The 15,159-nt window shown below is 57.5% G+C and carries 12 protein-coding genes; 7 read left to right on the top strand and 5 right to left on the bottom strand.

Annotation, left to right across the window (positions count from 1 at the left end):
- Positions 1-21 precede the first annotated feature (21 nt).
- Together NA78x_RS26235 and NA78x_RS26230 are read left to right on the top strand one after the other, a co-directional pair.
- The gene (locus tag NA78x_RS26235) at positions 22-576 is read left to right on the top strand and encodes a ribonuclease domain-containing protein (protein ID WP_425615335.1); all 555 of its coding nucleotides are present in this window, start codon (positions 22-24) and stop codon (positions 574-576) included.
- Between the two features lie 66 nt (positions 577-642).
- Positions 643-1,338, top strand: a complete 696-nt coding sequence (locus NA78x_RS26230) for a 3-keto-disaccharide hydrolase (protein ID WP_425615334.1) — start codon at positions 643-645, stop codon at positions 1,336-1,338.
- Between the two features lie 35 nt (positions 1,339-1,373).
- On the opposite strand, the gene NA78x_RS26225 is transcribed toward NA78x_RS26230, so the two are convergent.
- The 5 genes from NA78x_RS26225 to NA78x_RS26205 form a co-directional block, all read right to left on the bottom strand.
- On the bottom strand, positions 1,374-1,868 hold the full coding sequence (locus NA78x_RS26225) for a hypothetical protein (protein WP_425615333.1): 495 nt from the start codon (positions 1,866-1,868) through the stop codon (positions 1,374-1,376).
- Positions 1,865-2,590, bottom strand: coding sequence for a hypothetical protein (locus tag NA78x_RS26220; protein ID WP_425615332.1), 726 nt, complete (start codon positions 2,588-2,590; stop codon positions 1,865-1,867). The genes NA78x_RS26225 and NA78x_RS26220 overlap by 4 nt, the downstream gene beginning before the upstream one ends.
- 84 nt (positions 2,591-2,674) lie before the next feature.
- On the bottom strand, positions 2,675-3,685 hold the full coding sequence (locus tag NA78x_RS26215) for a S1/P1 nuclease (RefSeq protein WP_425615331.1): 1,011 nt from the start codon (positions 3,683-3,685) through the stop codon (positions 2,675-2,677).
- A gap of 32 nt (positions 3,686-3,717) precedes the next feature.
- Positions 3,718-5,226 carry a carboxypeptidase M32 gene (locus tag NA78x_RS26210; RefSeq protein WP_425615330.1) on the bottom strand — a complete coding sequence of 503 codons (1,509 nt, stop codon included), beginning with the start codon at positions 5,224-5,226 and terminating at the stop codon, positions 3,718-3,720.
- Between the two features lie 97 nt (positions 5,227-5,323).
- Positions 5,324-6,397: a hypothetical protein gene (locus NA78x_RS26205; protein ID WP_425615329.1), complete on the bottom strand. Its 1,074-nt coding sequence runs from the start codon at positions 6,395-6,397 to the stop codon at positions 5,324-5,326.
- 200 nt (positions 6,398-6,597) lie between these two features.
- On the opposite strand from NA78x_RS26205, the gene NA78x_RS26200 reads away from it, so the two are divergent.
- The 5 genes from NA78x_RS26200 (at position 6,598) to NA78x_RS26180 (ending at position 15,156) form a co-directional block, all read left to right on the top strand.
- On the top strand, positions 6,598-8,469 hold the full coding sequence (locus NA78x_RS26200; protein WP_425615328.1) for a hypothetical protein: 1,872 nt from the start codon (positions 6,598-6,600) through the stop codon (positions 8,467-8,469).
- 113 nt (positions 8,470-8,582) lie between these two features.
- Entirely contained in the window at positions 8,583-11,675 is a 3,093-nt protein-coding gene (locus NA78x_RS26195; protein ID WP_425615327.1) for a PSD1 and planctomycete cytochrome C domain-containing protein, read from the top strand.
- Positions 11,676-11,678: 3 nt separating this feature from the next.
- On the top strand, positions 11,679-13,157 hold the full coding sequence (locus NA78x_RS26190) for a DUF1501 domain-containing protein (RefSeq protein ID WP_425615326.1): 1,479 nt from the start codon (positions 11,679-11,681) through the stop codon (positions 13,155-13,157).
- A gap of 85 nt (positions 13,158-13,242) precedes the next feature.
- Positions 13,243-14,157, top strand: coding sequence for a sulfurtransferase (locus NA78x_RS26185; RefSeq protein WP_425615325.1), 915 nt, complete (start codon positions 13,243-13,245; stop codon positions 14,155-14,157).
- 33 nt (positions 14,158-14,190) lie between these two features.
- Entirely contained in the window at positions 14,191-15,156 is a 966-nt protein-coding gene (locus NA78x_RS26180; protein WP_425615324.1) for an anion permease, read from the top strand.
- Positions 15,157-15,159: the final 3 nt, after the last annotated feature.

The raw sequence follows: 15,159 nt of genomic DNA, 5'->3' as shown, positions 1-15,159 counted from the left end.
CTATCGCTACAGGAACCCGCCATGCCTGAGTTTATCGATCATGCTGTCGAAGAAGTGGCCATGCGCAAGTATGGCCTGCTCGGGCGTGGCAGTAGCATGGGGAACGCGCTCTATGCGATCGACTACTCCAACTTGCCGCCCGAAGCCCACAAGACGATTCAGGCGATCATCAGTGGCGGGCCGTTTCCTTATCCTGGGAAGGATGGCAAGCCGATTGACGGCCAGAAATTCAGCGACCGGTTTGGCGACCTGCCATCAAACTCGACGGGCGACTATCGCGAGTTTACGGTCATCACGCCGACGTACGACGATCAAGGCGTGCTGATCCCCATTCCTCCGAAAAAGCACCGCAAGAAGCGGCGCATCGTCGCCCGGCATACCGGCATTTTGTTTTTCACCGCCTGTCACTACGAGCGGCTCGACGACCATCTGGCTGACATCGCCGACAAACGCATTCTGACCGAACAAGTCGACCCCGAGTGGCGAAATGGCTTTTACCTCATTACGGGTTTGACCAGCGACATGCGGCAAGCGATTCGCGCGGGGCTCGACATCGTTCGTCGCAACTTTCCGTAACAGCGAGAGACTATATTCTCTGCTGCGATCTATATCTGTCTCTCCCTGAATCTTGAAAGGTCACTCATGCGTTACACATCTCGACTCTTCAGCACCTTGTTGCTCGCCGGTTTGGGCTTGCTCAGCATGGCAGCAACAGCTGCCGAGCCGCAGAAACTCTTCGATGGCAAAACCCTCGAAGGCTGGAAGGGAAATGATGCCTTCTGGTCGGTTAAGGATGGCGCGATCACCGGACAGACGACTGCCGACAATCCCACCAAAGGAAACACCTTTCTCATTTGGCAAGGTGGCGAGATCGGCGACTTCGATCTCAAGTTGAAGTTCAAGATCGTTGGCGGCAATAGCGGCATTCAGTACCGCAGCACCGATCACGGCAATCACGTGGTTGGCGGTTACCAGGCCGATATCGAAGCAGGCGAGAAGTACATCGGCATCCTGTACGAAGAGCGTGGCCGCGGCATCCTCGCCGAACGGACTCAAAAAGTCGAAATCGCTTCGGATGGCAAGAAAACCGTCACTGGCACCACAGCCGACAACAAAGAGATTCTCGCCAGCATTAAGAAGGAAGACTGGAACGAGATGGAAGTCTCGGCGAAGGGAACTCACCTCGTGCAGAAGATCAACGGCTTCGTCACCGTCGACGTTACCGATGGCCAAGTTGGCAAGGCCAAGGAAAGTGGCATTCTCGCCCTGCAACTCCACGCTGGCCCGCCGATGACGATTCAGTTCAAGGACATCGTGCTGACGAAGGCCAGCAAGTAATCATCTTCAATTGCAGTTGGCTCGAAAGCGCGGAGTCACAAAAAAGCGTCCGCGCTCGTAAAAAGCCCATCGACAATTTTTAGGAAATGGCGCCCAGCCGCAGTCTCTTGTAATTCTTGCCAGATTTCGAACTCGTGCTCCGCAGGTGCTACTGCTGGAGCAGCGGTCGGCCACGGATACTCCGGATTTGGGCCATCTTGGGCAAGGGCAGGGGCGAGATCTTCGATCTTTTCGGCCAAGGGAACACTCTTTCGAATCATGTGTTCCCAGTTCTCGTTTTGCCCCTCAAATCCTAGCCGCCTTTGCGCAGATCGATTCGTAGACAAGCTCCTTAGAAATGCGACAAACGCGCGATGAGTTTTCTTTCTTGGTCCGTCTTTCCACGCATGTGCTTTGCCCAGCAACTCGGTAGCCATTTGTAAGTAGTGCAGGGCGTGGCACGGCGGCAAGTCACTCCTCCCACGCAATAGCTTGAAAACAACGAAGTCGGTGCAACCTTGAACGAGGAACAACCGCTGAAAGTCGGTCATGCCCCTCTTCTCCACACTTGGCTTCCCTCCAAAACCCAGCCAGAGGGCAACCGAGCGGGGTCGAGTTTAATCAAATCCAATTGCTCCGTAGTGACATCCGCAACCAGCAACCGAAATCGCACTCCTTCAACATTAAGGCCGAAATCGATTGGCTCAGGCTTCGAGTCGCCACCAGCAAGCTGATCGTTTAGCTCCAAGAATCGAATTTCTTCGGAGGGCGACTCCCGGGGCAAGTACCAGATTTCGCGAATGCTTGAATCGGCAACCAAATGCTTCTGGGCAACCCAACACGCAACAGCATCTCTATCTTTGCTTTCCGGAGGTTCAGGGGCTCGCAAACGCTGGCGTCGCTTGCGAGTCGCTTCGTCAAGTCGATCTAATTCCTGAAACCAATCTTCTTCTGGAAGTTCGGCGGCATGTCGTAGCTTGAGATAGTCCTTCCATGAGCCAAATACTTCGGCCGTTCCATCAACCGGGACGTATCCCGCCTGCCGTAGGTCATCACTACTGGGAAACACTTTGTAGCGTTTCGGGTTATTGGGAGCGTGCCCAACAATATCTTCAGGTGCATCCTCACCTGGCGGCCAGCTGTGAACTGAGTCGATTTTGTAATCGAGTTCGACGCCTTCGATAACGGGTCCTAAATATCCAGCTCGCCGTGGATCTCGCCACGTGAACACAAGGTTGGTGATGCCGTGTTGCTTGTCTTCAACTAGATACACAAGATTTGCTCCGACCCGCAATGATCAATGATGACCACAATTATATGCCTGAAAAAACTCTCTTGAAGCCCATTTTCCCGGCGATTACTGGATCGCCAATCGCAGTTTTTCAGCCAATCGCAACCCGGCAACCATTACTTGTTGCCGGGCGAGGCGGCGGGCGGTTTTCTCGGCGCCGATTGGCAAAATCGGCACATCGTTTTGCTGCACAGCATTCGACTTGAAGTCGTCGAACAGTACGATGGGCAAATCGCCGTTCAGATAAGCATGTTCAGCGGCCAGCTTGTAGCTTTCGGCGATCCAGACGTTCACGTCGCCGTTCTTTGCTTGGGGCAATTTCTCGGGCTTGAGTTTCTCGTCGTTCAAAATCGAATCGGCCAGTTCTTGAATGGTCTCGGGATCGACATCGGTTCCCAGCACGGCATCCCAGAATGTGTGGAGCTTGGTAGGCTCGGCACCAATATCGACGCGCAGGGCCAGCTTGTTTCCCCCTTCATCGCCGCCGGGCAAGCGGACGGGGTCGACGAGCGAGGCTACATGCATAGGCTGGTGAATATCGCCAATCAGGTGAAACGCCCACGCCAGTCGCACGGCCCGATTCTGTTCGGCGGTCACTTCCTTCGCGATGCCCGGGTCTTCCATCATCTTTTGGCAAGCAATGTCGACCGAGAGAGGCAGTTGCTGTTGAATGCTGGTCTCGGCGGGCAGTGGATCACCCGGCGTTAGTTCAACTTGATGAGCTTTGTAGACGCGGTTTACGTAGTGCCAGGGACCGCGATGAAACTTGTGCCGCGGATGGTCGGCCGGGTTGCCCTGAAAGTTGCGGGGCGGCCGAACCCAGTCGGGCCAAATGGCCGCCTGCATGAACATCCACTCCCCTTCAGTCACGCTCTCCGGCCGTTTGTCCTTCAGGTAGCTGTCGACGTGCGGGTGCTTGTTCAGCAGCGCCACCACTTTTTCACGCTCGGCAGGTGTCAGTTGCGCGTAAGCAATCCGGGCGACCACCGAATGCCCGACGGCATTCCAGGCCTGTGCTGGCGGCACGATGAGCGTGAACAAACAAAGTACGACAACGCAGACTCGCAGTTTCTTCATGACGACCTCTTCTGTCGAAAATGCCACCCGCTCTACGCGAGCCCATACAGCGGCAACAGTTTGCCGCGCAAGTGCCGCATCAAGGGTTCGCTGCTGAGCGGCTTGCCGGTGATTCGCTTCACCAACTCTGCTGCCGAATAGCATTGCCCCTGGCGATGGATTTTTTCGTTAAGCCAATGTTTGAGAGGTGTGAATTCGCCGCGTTGCATCAAATTGTTCAGCCCGCCCAGATCCTCGTCTGCCTGCTCGAACAACTGCGACGCATACAAGTTCCCCAGCGAATACGTGGGAAAATAACCGAACAGGGCTGCTGACCAGTGTACGTCCTGCAAGCAGCCGTTGGCATCGTTGGGCGGGGCGATCCCCAAATACTCGCGATATTTTTCCGTCCACGCGGCCGACAAATCGGCGACAGGCAAATCACCACTGAGCAGGGCTTGCTCCAGTTCAAACCGCACAATGATGTGTAGGTTGTAGGTCGCTTCGTCGGCTTCGACACGAATCAGCGAAGGCTGCACGTGATTGATCGCGGCGAACAGGTCCTGCTGTGTCACCCCTTGGGATGCGACGGGAAAGAACTCTCTCCACTGCGGGAAAAAGTGTTGCCAGAAGGCGCTGCTTCGGCCGACCAGGTTCTCCCACATCCGCGACTGCGATTCATGAATGCCGAGCGACACGAACTGCCCCGGCGGCAGACCAAACAGCTCGCTCCGCAGACCTTGATCGTAAATGCCATGTCCCGCTTCGTGCAAAATGCCGAAGAACGCACCGTTGAAATGACGCTCATCGTAGCGAGTGGTGATCCGGCAATCGTTGGGCCCCAGTTCCGTGCAAAACGGATGATGCGTCACATCGAGCCGGCCGCGTTGATACTCAAACCCGATCTTCGCCGAAGCTGTCTTACCGAATGCCTCCTGGGCATCGCGTGGAAAATGTCGCGAAACAATCTCGACCGGCGCAAGCTTGCCGCTCTCCATGATCGCGTGGACGAGCGGAACAAGCTCTTGCCTTAGCTTGCCCAGCACGCTGGTCAGATCCTTCGTCTTGGCATGCGGCTCATAATCGTCGAGCAGCGCATCGTACGGTTGATCGGCATAGCCTACCGCTTCGGCCTGTTGCCGCTTAAGGTCGATGATCTTCGACAAGTGAGGCTGGAACATCGCAAAATCATTCGCGGCCCGCGCCTTCACCCACGCTTGTTGTCCCAGCACCGACGCCCGCGTCAGTTCCTCCACCAGCAACTGCGGCAGTTTCACTTTCTTGTCGTAGTCGCGTTTCAGCTGGCGAATCGTCGTGCCGGTGTCACTATGGGGATCCTTCGCCAGGTCGCTATCGGCCAGCTCATCGAGCAAGTCGCCCCACTTCGGCTGCGTTCGCTTCTGATGCGCGAGGCCCGTCAGATACGTCATCTGCTCGGCGCGATACTCCCCCGCACCTTCGGGCAAATAGGTTCGCTCATCCCAGCCCAACAGCGCTTCGACCGATTCAATTAGCGCCGCCTCGCGCGCCAGCCCACACAGTTGCTCGTAAGCCGCAGTCATCCGATTGCTACTCCCGCCGTCCGTTTCCTCAAATCTCGTGCTTCAACATTCTGCTATTGGAACGGATACGCCGCAGGCTGAGAACGGGGAGGAGAGGTCATTCCACTAGCGGTGCGTGGTCCATGCCTTCGATGCCAAATCGCCACCAATCGATAGTGATATTGTGGCGTTTCAGATCGCGCAGTTCGCGCCACTTGGCAAGTGAGAGCTGCCCCTGATCAACGACAATAGTCAGTGCGGTGGCGCGATCATTGGGTAGAGTTACGTCTTGGAGCATCTCAGCTTTGATCGTCAGCCGCTCGATGTGTTCGCATCGGAGGAGCGCTTCAAAGGCAGCTGCATCGAGCGTGGCATACTGAACATCGATTTCGGCGAGTGAAGACTGAAGGATTGCTTCGGCGTCTGTGGAAGTGAAGGCGATCTTAGGAAGTACAAGCTTCTTCAGCCGCTTGGCTGAAACAACGAACTTCTGAAGTTCTGGCCGATCTATGGTGCATCCGGCGAGATTGCACGTCTCCAGTTCCTGGCATTCGCAGAGTATCCCAACAATCGATGGTGACAGATCTCGGTTCCAAAGGATGATCTCCTTCAGGGCCGGTTGATGCGCGAGCCAAACCAGGTCGGCATCTCGAAGTTCGTTCTGAATGCTAGGTATCCAAACTTTTTCCAGTTTGGGCAGTGGAGTGAACTGAAACGGAATTACGCCGGATGGCGGATCAATCAATGCAAGTCTGGTAAGCTCTTTGCAATCGCCGATTGCCCTTAACGCATCAGGAGTTAATTCGGCCCAGCTAACTCCAAGACTAACTATCGTCGCTTGATTCAGGCCTAAGCACTCAATGAATTCTCTGGAACTCGCCTCCTCCCCGGACACGCCCCAAAGTTCCTGAAGAGCGCCGAGATTCCGAATGTGCGTCCAGCATTCGGGTTGGGCCGTCAAATCGGCTGATGTCACGTCAACACACACGCCTGCAGACTCTCTCCAGACAAGGGACATTGGCATTTGATCTGAATTTGGAACGCAGCAAATTACTCCGTGTGCCCCAAGCCATTCATGCGACCGATAAGCCCGCAATCCCCGACCAACACGCATTGCCACAAGCGATGTCACCGCGGTGATGATCACGATGAATAGCAAAAAGCTTCGTAGCGAGAATCGCCAGCGACGCATGAGGCACTTGTTCAGAAGGAGAAGGGTCGCGATGAGATAGCGGCATTATTGGTCGAGAAGAGAGATGCTGTCCACCGATTTCTGGCGGGCGACGGTGAAGGCGCGGTTCAGTCGCAAAACCGCTCCCGCCCCTTGCTACAATAGTGGGTCAGCTTCTCGGTTTATGGCACTCGCTGCTTCACTTCGATAAGGTTCTTCGCTTGAGCGCTCCCGAACGGATTACCTGTCCGCATTGTCGCCAGACGATGAAGAGACCACCGCTGCCGCCGGGAGAGGTCTGCTTGTGTCCCAAATGCAGCAAGCCTTTCACGCTGAATGCGACGGGCGAGGCGATTCTGCCCCCAAGTGCAGCACCGAAGCCCGCAGCGGTTGCTCCGCCGTCAGTTGAGAAGAAAAGCGAGCCAACTCGAAGTGCCGAGCCAAAGAAGCCCGCTCCCGTTGCCACTTCTCCGGCCACTACAGCAGAACGGGCTCAACCCGCCAAACCGCAACCAGCGCCGCAAGCTAGTCCAAAGCCAGTCGCACCAACAGCCAAGAAAGAAAGTTCCGACGAACGGGCGCAGCCGCCACCGCCCAACGACAAGGATCTGGCTCCCGACGAGCCGAAATCGGCAAAGCCCGCCAAACAAGGAAACGAGTTCGGCTTTCATTGCTTCCTATGTGGCTCGCGGTTGCACGCCCGGCCAGAACAGATTGGCCAGACGGTCCGTTGCTACGACTGCCATGCCGAGAATGAAGTGCGCCTGCCGAAGGTGCAGATCGATAGCTCGGACAGGCCTTCGCTGGTCGGTGTCGAAGATTTTCGGATGAGTGCGCCGGTTGAACGGCCGAAGTTTTCGCCTGTCGAGCAGGCCCGTCCAGATGAAGAGGAAGAAGACGAGTTCCGGCTCGCTCCGCTGCCCGTTGAACCGGTTCCTCTTACTTCAACGACCTCTGGCACGAATAGCTCCAAGACCGACGACGGGCTGGTGGATGTCTTTGCCCTGCATGGCAGCCCACCTCCCACCGAGTCAGCAGTTCCACCGGCGAAGTCACTGCCGGCACCGCAGTTATCGCCAGCGGCCCCGCCGCCGCGTAGTTTCGCGCCCGACTATCGCCTCTCTCCTACTGCCGAGCCGTTGCCCGGTGCCAATCCGCCACCGCCGAGTATGCGGCCGACTGCCAACACTGCGAATCCACCACTGGTACCTCCGCGGCGACGAGTTCGTCGCGAAGAGTCATACGGCGATGAATTGTGGGGCGCGCCGGTGGATCCCAACCAGCCTCGCTTTCATCGCAGCCCGTTTCTCGTCGGCATTGCTGAATTCTTGTTCTATCCTGGCACCATTGGTCGCTGGCTAATGCTCACCGCCCTGGCCATCGCGCCGATTTTCGCCATCGAACTTACGGCGGCCGCGAGCACCTCGGCCGAAGGTGAAGCAGCCCTGACCATTTCGGGCTCGTTCTTTGCCCTGGTTGCCAGTGGACTAGGACTCGTCTGGCTCGCGCTGTTTTGCGTCAATATGCAAGCAATTGTCGAAGATACCGGCCGGGGCTGTGACGCCATCGAAAAGTGGCCCGTTGGCGGCTTTGTCCCGCAAGGAAATCCGATCTACCTGCCGGTGTCGTTGCTCATCGGCATGCTCCCCGGCCTGACGGTGTGGCTGGGCTATTACCTGGGCTGGGAAGGGGTCACCATTCGCGGGCCCATCATCCTGCTTGTTTCGGCCATGGTTTTCATGCCCATCGCCTGGCTGCCGATCCTGCTGCACAAGTCGCTCTTCGGTGCTCATCAATCGCCCACGTTCTGGGAGAGCTTTCGCTTCACTGGCGATGGCTGGATTCTGTTCTATATGGAAACGCTAATCCTCGGCCTAATCGCTTCGATGGGCGTGGCCCTCTGGAGCATGGGGAGCGTGATCGTGGCCCCTTTGAGCGCCTTGTTTCTCGTTACGCCGCTATTTCTGTACTTCCGCCTGCTGGGCCGCTTGCTCTGGTACATCGATCCCGCCATGACTCCCGCTCCACCGCCGCCACCTCCTCCGCCAGCGCCGTTGCCCGATACGGTTGATCCCACGCAGATGTATCGGTGAGCCAAATTACTTGAGAGTTGCTACCTGCTCACAGTAAGGTGAAGATACTGTGGTCGTGGCAATCACGACCAACCCGCCTGCTTCGCTCATTCCCTCCCAACCCGAGCTGATTCATGCCAGGAATGTTTCTCGCGCCGCTCCGATTCGCCCTGCTCATGGGAGCACTGTTGGCGCTGTTGCCTGTATTGGCAAACTCTGCCGAGCCGGCAATCAACTTCAGCCGCGATATTCTGCCGATCCTCTCCGACAATTGCTTTCACTGCCACGGTCCCGACGCCAAGACGCGTGAAGCAGATCTGCAACTCGATACCGAAGCGGGGGCGCTACGAACCGAGAGCCCGGTGATTCTGCCGGGCAAGAGCACCGAGAGTGAGCTGTACCAGCGGCTCATTTCGACCGACGCCGATTTGCAAATGCCGCCGCCGAAGTCGAACCGCAAGGTGACGAAGCAGCAGATCGAACTGCTCAAGCAATGGATCGACAGCGGAGCCATATGGGGCAAGCACTGGGCCTACGAAACTCCACAGCGTCCGGCGTTGCCAGCAGTGAAGAACGCTGCCTGGCTGAAGAACCCGCTTGATCATTTCCTGCTCGCCAAACTCGAAAGCGAAGGCCTGTCACCATCGCCGCCAGCGCCCAAAGAAACGCTCATTCGCCGCGTGACGCTCGATCTCACCGGTTTGCCACCCACGACAGAAGAGGTTGCAGCCTTCCTGAAAGATGATTCGCCGCAAGCCTATGAGAAAGTCGCCGACCGGCTGTTCAACTCGCGCCGCTATGGCGAGCGGATGGTTTGGGATTGGCTCGATGCTGCCCGCTATGCCGATACGAATGGCTATCAAGGGGATCCCACGCGGGCCATGTGGTACTGGCGAGATCAGGTGACCGAGGCCCTGAATCGGAATCAGCCTTTCGATCAATTCACCATCGAACAACTGGCTGGCGACCTGCTCCCTAATCCCACCCAGCAGCAACTGATTGCCAGCGGATTTCATCGCAACCACATGATCAACGGCGAAGGGGGCCGCATCGCGGAAGAGTCGCGCGTCGACTACGTGCAAGACCGTGTGGAGACCACCGGCGCGGTCTGGATGGCTCTTACTTTCAACTGCTGCCGTTGCCACGATCACAAATTCGATCCGCTTAAACAGCGCGAGTACTACCAGCTCTCGGCCTACTTCAATTCGATTGAAGAGACGGGTGGCAACGACGCCGGCGGCCTCGCCAACCCGGTTCTGAGCTTTGCTTCGCCTGAGCAGCAGTTCAAACTCGACTCGCTGAAGAAGGAAGAGCAGCAGGCGAAGAGTGCGAAGGATGAACTCGAAAAGGAGTTGGCCAAGTTGCAAGCTGAGTGGGAGCAGACGCTGTCCGGTGATTCCGCGACACAAGTGGCCTGGCCACCTCTCACACCGAAGGAATTGAAAGCCAGCGAGGGAATCGAACTGAAGACGACTGACGAGACCACGATTCTCGCGAGCGGCGAAAATGCCGAGCGAAGCAAGTACACGCTTGAGTTTGCCCCGGCAGAGATGACGATCTCGGCGATGAAACTGGAAGCCTTGCCGCATGAGTCGTTCGTGAATCAAGGCCCAGGCCGCGCCGACAACGGCAACTTTGTCCTTTCCGAAATCTCGGTTACTGCCAACGGCAAGCCAATAAAGATCACCTCTGCGACGGCTGATTTTTCACAAGATGGTTGGGCCGCCGCGGGAGCCATCGATGGCAAACCCAATTCGGGCTGGGCGGTGATGCCGGCCTTCGGCAAGCCTCACACGCTCACGCTCCTGTTGGCAAAGCCAGTGAAGCTCGCTGCGGATCAATCGCTGAAGGTGGAACTCTCCTTTCAATTCGGCCGCCAACATACGCTCGGCTGTTTCCGTTTACTTGCAACCTCCGCCACGTCGCAGCAGTTGAAAGAGCTTCCCCCGGACGTGCTGGCTATCGCCAAAACCGCAGCAGGCCAGCGCAACGATGGCGACAAAAAGAAACTGACCGATCACTTCCGCGCCAGTCACGCCCCTTGGAACGCTGCTGAAAAGCGGGCTGAGGATAAGCGCAAGGAGCGAGATCAGTTCGAGAAGTCATTGCCACGGACGATGGTCATGCGCGAGCGGAAAGAGCCTCGCGAAACATTTATTCTTACTCGCGGTGCCTACGACAAGCCTGAAGAGAAAGTCGTGCACGGCACACCCGCGATTCTGCCACCGCTCCCTGCCGATGCTCCGACCAATCGTCTAGCACTGGCCCGCTGGCTTGTGGCTCCCGAGCATCCACTCACGGCGCGCGTCACGGTCAATCGTTATTGGCAGTCGTTCTTCGGCACCGGCATCGTGAAAACGAGCGAAGACTTTGGTGTGCAGAGCGAACGACCTTCTCATCCCGAACTGCTCGACTGGCTGGCTTGCGAGTTTCAACAGCCGACAGTTTCGCAGCCGACGGTTGCCCACCAAGGCGAAACGAATCGTTGGAACGTAAAACACATTCACCGGCTGATCGTCACGAGCGCCGCCTATCAGCAATCTTCGAAATCGACGCCGGCGTTGCAAGAAAAAGACCCGGCCAATCGCCTGTTGGCCCGTGCACCACGTTTTCGCTTACCGTCGTGGATGATTCGCGACCAAGCTCTCGCGGTCAGCGGTTTGCTTGTCGATAAGCTCGGTGGTCCACCGGTGAAGGGTTATCAACCCAGCGGTGTTTGGGAAGACGCTACCTTTGGCAAGATTCGCTACGAAGAAGACAAAGGAGAAGCTCTCTACCGCCGCAGTGTGTATCAGTTCTGGCGGCGGATCGTCGGTCCGACCGTCTTCTTCGATGTCGCCAATCGGCAGACCTGCTCGGTAAAATCGTCTCGCACAAACACCCCGCTGCATGCCCTCACCACCCTCAATGACGTGACCTATGTCGAAGCATCGCGCACGTGGGCCGAACGCCTGATGAAGAGCGAGGCCTCATCACCCCCAGCGCAAGTGAAGCTCGCCTATCAGCAACTGCTTTCGCGGGTACCAACAGCAATGGAAGAGCAGCTTCTCATCGGTGCACTCGCTGAACTTCGCGAAAAGTATCAAGCCGACAATGACGGTGCCAAGAAGCTGCTCGCGATCGGTGCTTCGCCCCGTGACGAGAAACTCGATCTTACCGAGCATGCAGCACTAACTGCGTTCTGCAATCTGCTCTTGAATCTCGACGAAACACTCTCCAAAGAATAAGCCATGCATCCTTACCTTCAACATCAACTGCATGTGAATCGCCGCGAGTTCTTCGGGCGCTCGGCCTGTGGCTTGGGCACTGCTGCGCTCGCTTCGTTACTCGCGCGCGATGGACTGGCAGCCGATCCGAATGTCGCTGCTGGGCCAGCAAAGAGAGTCGGTGGGCTAGAAAACCTGCCGCACTATGCGCCGAAAGCCAAACGCGTGATCTATCTCTTTCAGAACGGCGCTCCTACGCATGCCGATCTGTTCGATTACAAACCCAAGCTGAAAGAATTGCACGGCCAGCCTGTACCGGAAGAGTACACGGCTGGCAAACGCTTCAGCACCATGACCGGCTCGCCGAAAGGCAAGCTCATGCTCGCGCCGATCGAACCCTTCGCCCAGCATGGCAACAGCGGCGCTTGGGTCAGCAACTTCATGCCTCACACGGCGAAAATTGTTGATGAACTCTGCTTCGTCAAAAGCATGCACACCGAGGCGATCAACCACGCGCCGGCTATCACATTCTTTCTCACGGGCGGCGAACTTCCCGGGCGACCTTCGCTCGGCGCGTGGCTCAGCTATGGTCTCGGCAGCGAGACTGAGAATCTACCGGGTTTCGTCGTGATGACTTCCATCAGTAAGGGCACCAGCTGCGGCCAGATCTTTTACGACTTCTACTGGGGCAGCGGATTCTTGCCCTCGAAGTTCCAGGGTGTGAAGTTTCGCGGCAGTGGCGAGCCGGTTCTTTATCTCACCAATCCTGACGGCCTCTCGCGCGAAACTCGCCGCACGCAGCTCGATGCGCTCGCCAAGCTCAACGAGTTGCGACTGAACGACTTCAACGATCCGGAGATCTCTACGCGCATCGCGCAGTACGAGATGGCGTACCGGATGCAGTCGAGCGTGCCCGAACTGACTGACTTCTCCGACGAAACGGCCGCTACGCTGGAATCGTATGGCCCCGGCGTGAAAGAGCCCGGCAGCTTTGCTTACAACTGCCTGATGGCTCGCCGCCTAATCGAGCGGGGCGTTCGTTACGTGCAACTCATGCACGCGGGCTGGGACCAGCACAACAGCATCACGACTGAGCTTTACAACCAGTGCCGCGATACCGATCAACCCTCGGCCGCACTTGTGAAGGACCTGAAAGCTCGCGGCCTGCTCGACGATACGCTGGTGGTTTGGGGCGGCGAGTTCGGCCGCACGCCTTTCATTCAAGGGAACATTAACGATCGCGTGAAATGGGGCCGGGACCATCACCCGTATGCGTTTACCGTCTGGATGGCCGGCGGCGGTATCAAGCCCGGCATCACCTACGGCGAATCGGACGACCTTGCCATGAACGTCGCCAAAGATGGCGTCCACGTTCACGACTTTCAAGCCACCCTCATGCATCTGCTCGGCATCGATCACGAGCGGCTCACCTACAAGTTCCAGGGCCGCTACTTCCGACTGACCGACGTGCACGGCCATGTGGTGAAACCGATTCTGGCGTAGCAGGCCACCGTCCTACCCTTTGCTACTTACCTGCTAACACCGTAGAATTCGCGGCACCCACCCACTCTCTGATGGTATGCAAACTATGAGAATCGTAGTCGCCGCGATCATTTCCGTCATCGCGATCCAGTCTGCTCACGCCGAAATCGGCATCATTTCGCCCGCTGAAGCGCACAAGCTGATCGAGGCCCAAGAGGCGAGCCAGCGGCCCGTCGTGCTCGATACCCGCGGCGGATACAAGGACTATTTTCGCGGCCATTTGCCGACGGCGCACCACATCAACTTCGATACGCTCCGCGGCACCGACAACGGCGTACCCGTGCAGTACTTGCCCGACGATCTGACGAAGGCGCTGCTCGTTCGAGCAGGGGTCGATCGCAACCGCACGCACCTGATCTATGCCACGGGCGAGAAGTTGCCGAACGACGAGATCCTGAGTGCCAGTATGGTTGCCTATGTGCTCGAAAAGTTTGGCGTGCAGGATATTCGCATCGTTGATGGCGGTCTGCCCGCCTGGACAGAAGCGAAACTTCCGGTCACGCAGGAGTACTTTGGCAATCCAGCCGGTAAGCTGCCCGCGAAGATGCATCCAGAGATCTCTGCGACCGTGAACGACTTGCTCAGCCGCCAAGGTAAGCCCGGCGTGGTATTCGTCGATGCACGTCCGAAGAACGAGTATCTGGGCAAAGACGACGTCTGGCTCAGGAAGGGGCACATTCCCGGTGCAATTAGTTTTCACTGGGCTCGCTTGATGGCAGAGGACAACACGCACAAGTTTCTGCCGTTCGAACAGGCGAAAGCGGAACTGGCGAAAGCCGGGATCACTCCCGACAAAGAGATTTTTGTCTACTGCGGAACATCGCGTGAGGGAAGCTTGCTGCGCTTCTATCTGAAGCATGTCGCCAAGTATCCGAACGTGCGGTTGTACGAAGGTTCGTGGAAGGAGTACGCATCGCTCAAGCAGCATCCGGCGGAACTGACCGAGAACGTCATCAAGTAACTTCGGTGTAAGCCGGCGAACCGAGGCGAACGCGTGCTCACCATCCTTCTGTTTCTGGCCGCGTGTTTTGTGGCGTTCACCAACGGCGCGAATGCCAATTTCAAAGGCGTAGCCTCGCTCTACGGCAGTGGCACTGTTTCGCTGCGAACCGCTCTCTACTGGGGAACTGCCACCACCTTTGCGGGCTCGATTGCCGCCGCCTTTCTGGCGGGTGGCTTGATCACAGCATTTGGTGGACGCGGGATTGTCCCCGATACACTCGCGCAGTCGCCGGTGTTTCTCACTTCAGTCGCGCTGGGTGCCGCGCTGACGAGTTTTCTTGCAACCCGCTTGGGCTTTCCGGTTTCCACAACTCATGCTCTGGTGGGCGCACTACTGGGCGCGGGCTTGGCTGGTAGCGGAACCGCCGGAGTGAATCTGGCCGCCCTCGGCACGAACTTCTTCTATCCACTTTTCTTCAGCCCGGTCGTTGCTGTGGTGCTGGGCGGAGTTACGTACCTGCTGCTGAGGCTGTTGCGATTGGCCCCGGACCAGCCCAATCGCACGCTCGACGTCTTGCACTTTTTGAGCGCTGGTGCGGCCAGCTTTGCGCGCGGCTTGAACGACACGCCGAAAATGGCAGCCTTGTTGCTGGCGATTCCAGGGCTCAGCGGCCCTTGGTCCGTGGTGATTGTGGCGGTCTTCATCGCCCTCGGTGGTCTACTCGATGCCGACAAAGTGGCAGAAACGCTGGGTAAGAAAGTGACCGACATGAGTCCAGGCCAAGGCTTCGCCGCCAGTCTGGTCACCGCTGGGCTGGTGATGACGGCCAGTTTTCACAGGATGCCGGTCAGCACCACGCACGTGAGTGTTGGTTCGCTCCTCGGTATCGGCATCACCACGGGGCAAGCTCACTGGCGCAAAGTCGTTGAGATCCTCCTCGCCTGGTTCACCACCGTGCCTTGTGGTGCAACTCTCGCCGCAGTTGCCTACTACGCTATCTCCGCGCTCGCGAGATAAATC

This window comes from Anatilimnocola aquadivae, from assembly GCF_049819085.1.
Lineage (GTDB): Bacteria > Planctomycetota > Planctomycetia > Pirellulales > Pirellulaceae > Anatilimnocola.
Note: the sequence above shows the minus strand (reverse complement) of the source record. Positions and strands in the feature narration are given on the sequence as shown.

Coding starts and splice junctions, on each gene's coding strand:
- NA78x_RS26225 (WP_425615333.1), bottom strand. CDS start 1,868: ATGACCGACTTTCAGCGGTTGTTCCTCGTTCAAGGTTGCACCGACTTC.
- NA78x_RS26195 (WP_425615327.1), top strand. CDS start 8,583: ATGCCAGGAATGTTTCTCGCGCCGCTCCGATTCGCCCTGCTCATGGGA.
- NA78x_RS26235 (WP_425615335.1), top strand. CDS start 22: ATGCCTGAGTTTATCGATCATGCTGTCGAAGAAGTGGCCATGCGCAAG.
- NA78x_RS26215 (WP_425615331.1), bottom strand. CDS start 3,685: ATGAAGAAACTGCGAGTCTGCGTTGTCGTACTTTGTTTGTTCACGCTC.
- NA78x_RS26205 (WP_425615329.1), bottom strand. CDS start 6,397: ATGCGTCGCTGGCGATTCTCGCTACGAAGCTTTTTGCTATTCATCGTG.
- NA78x_RS26230 (WP_425615334.1), top strand. CDS start 643: ATGCGTTACACATCTCGACTCTTCAGCACCTTGTTGCTCGCCGGTTTG.
- NA78x_RS26210 (WP_425615330.1), bottom strand. CDS start 5,226: ATGACTGCGGCTTACGAGCAACTGTGTGGGCTGGCGCGCGAGGCGGCG.
- NA78x_RS26185 (WP_425615325.1), top strand. CDS start 13,243: ATGAGAATCGTAGTCGCCGCGATCATTTCCGTCATCGCGATCCAGTCT.
- NA78x_RS26190 (WP_425615326.1), top strand. CDS start 11,679: ATGCATCCTTACCTTCAACATCAACTGCATGTGAATCGCCGCGAGTTC.